We start from the raw sequence: 2,398 nt of genomic DNA, 5'->3' as shown, positions 1-2,398 counted from the left end.
GTGGTGGCGCGCAACATTGCCAAGTACCTGCCGCAGGAAGTAAATGAAGCAACGGATGAAAAAGCGCTGGATATACTGCAATACATCCAGCAGCATATCTATGCACCGGAGAAGCTGCGCACAGAAGCCATCAGCAAAGAGTTTGGCGTATCGGCCTCTTACCTGGGCCGCTATTTTAAAAAGCACGCCAATGAAACCATGCAGCAGTACATTAACAACTATAAGCTGAAGCTGATAGAAAGCCGCCTGCTGCACAGCGACCTGCGTATTAATGAAATAGTGGCGGAGCTGGGCTTTACAGATGAAAGCCATTTGAATAAATTCTTCCGCAAGCTAAAAGGCATCAGCCCTTCACAATTCAGGAATAAGAAGCACCGGGCTGCGTGAAATAATCTTTAGTTACTTTTATTGGCACGATAGCTAAACACCGTTAACACCGCTCCCAGCAACACGATCAATGCGCCCAGCCAGGGCGTTGCCGGCAGGCCCAGGGCCGCGCTGCCCACTGCTTTACCACCTACATAAGCGCCTATAGCTACGCCCAGGTTAAAGGCAGAGATGTTTAACGAAGAGGCAATATCCTCGGTGCCTGGTAAATACTTTTCTGCCAGCTGCACAATGTATAACTGCAGGCCCGGCACTGTAGCAAAAGATAAGATCCCCATTGCAAACAGGGTAAGCACTGCCGCTACTTTAAAATACACCGTGAAAGAAAATAGCAGCAATACCAGCGCCTGTAAAAAGAACATGCTGATCAAAGCCTTTGCAGGATTGGTGTTGGACAGCTTACCGCCTATTACATTACCCAGGGCAATAGCCAAGCCATACACCAGTAACAGCAGGCTTACTGATGCGGCAGAGAAACCACTGATCTTTTCCAGCAGTGTAGCCAGGTAAGTGAAAGTTACAAAGGTGCCGCCATAGCCAAAGGCGGTAATGGCCAGCACCAGCAGGATGGGACCACTTTTCAGCACCTGCAGCTGCTGTTTTAGTTTCAGTGGCGGGCTGCTTTTAAGATGGTTCGGGAGCAGGATCCAGGTAGCGGCAAAACCAACAGCCCCTAACAATACCACGCCTAAAAAGGTGGCACGCCAGCCAAAATGCTGGCCAATAAAGGTGCCCAGCGGCACGCCTACAATAATGGCAATGGTAAGCCCTGCAAACATAATTGCAATGGCAGTGGCCTTTTTATCAGGCGCTACCAGCGTAGCTGCAATAGTGGCCCCTACCCCAAAGAACACGGCATGCGCAAAACCTGAAATAAAACGGGCTATCAGCAAAGTAATAAAGTCGGGGGCCATGGCAGATGCAATGTGCCCTGCAATGAACAAGCCCATTAAACCTACCAGCAGGGGTTTGCGTGGCAGCCTGCCGGTGAGCGCCGTAAGCAGGGGGCCGCCAAGCGCTACGCCCATGGCGTAAATGCTTACCAGCAAGCCTGAAGTGGCAACGCTTACATGTAAGCTCTGTGCAATGGTGGGCAGTATGCCTACTGCTACAAATTCCGTAGTGCCAATGGCAAAAGCGCTGATGGTTAAAGCCCACAATGCTGCGGGCAATCCTTTCCTGGTACGGGTTACAGCGGCTGGTGTTATAAGCGCTGCTTCCATGTTAGTATATTCCATTATCCTGTTGATTTGTTTTCCGGAACAAAATTACCCCGGGTGTAACTATTAGCATAATAACTTAAATAGTACCTTTGCATCATTAAAATGATAGATTATGCTGTTAGACCTGGAATGGTTCCGTACCTTCAAAACCATTTATGAAACCGGCTCATTGACCGCTACTGCGCAAACATTATACATCTCACAACCGGGTGCAAGCCTGCATCTGAACTCGCTGGAAGCCTATGTGGGGTACAAATTATTTGACCGGTCGGCACGGAAGATGGTGGCTACAGACCGGGCTAAAGTGTTGTACAACTTTATTTCCGATGCGGTGAACAAACTGGAAACCGCGGAAGAGCATTTTCATAAAAGTGCCGATACCTATAAGGCAAACATCAACATAGGCATGTGCCTGGAAACATTTCAGTTCACCCTGGAACAATATATTTCCGAGCTGCCCTTTAACGTTAGCATTAAATTCGGCGAATACCCGGAAATGCAGCATGAGCTGGACAGCGGCCTGCTGGACCTTATTATTACCCCGCAAAAAGGTAACCAGCCTAACCTGGAATACAAGCCATTTTCCAAAGAGCGCATTGTGCTGGTAAGCGGTGAAAAGCAGGACAGCAAGCCCTTTGAGCAGCTGGTTAAGAAAAAGAAATATGCAGATGCCGCCCACTGGCTGAAACAACAGGTATGGTACAGCACCGCTACAGATATGGAGAACCTGCGCAAATTCTGGCAAACGAATTTCAATAACCACCCGGATTTCAGGCCCAATTATATTG

The 2,398-nt window shown here is 48.7% G+C and carries 3 protein-coding genes; 2 read left to right on the top strand and 1 reads right to left on the bottom strand.

All coding sequences use genetic code 11. The features are described from left to right. Positions 1-387 (top strand): AraC family transcriptional regulator (locus VIM87_RS01410; RefSeq protein ID WP_331995242.1); only part of this gene is annotated, 387 nt, incomplete at its 5' end. A gap of 8 nt (positions 388-395) precedes the next feature. On the opposite strand, the gene VIM87_RS01405 is transcribed toward VIM87_RS01410, so the two are convergent. Then, entirely contained in the window at positions 396-1,625 is a 1,230-nt protein-coding gene (locus tag VIM87_RS01405; protein ID WP_331995241.1) for an MFS transporter, read from the bottom strand. 97 nt (positions 1,626-1,722) lie between these two features. Here VIM87_RS01405 and VIM87_RS01400 point away from each other — a divergent pair. Next, positions 1,723-2,398: LysR family transcriptional regulator (locus tag VIM87_RS01400; protein ID WP_331995240.1), on the top strand; the 676-nt coding region annotated here is incomplete at its 3' end.

It is taken from the genome of Chitinophaga sp. (assembly GCF_036569125.1).
Classification (GTDB): Bacteria; Bacteroidota; Bacteroidia; order Chitinophagales; family Chitinophagaceae; genus Chitinophaga.
Note: the sequence above shows the minus strand (reverse complement) of the source record. Positions and strands in the feature narration are given on the sequence as shown.

What these genes read in the sequence shown, in the direction of transcription:
- VIM87_RS01405 (WP_331995241.1), bottom strand. Translation starts at nt 1,625, where the DNA reads ATGGAATATACTAACATGGAAGCAGCGCTTATAACACCAGCCGCTGTA.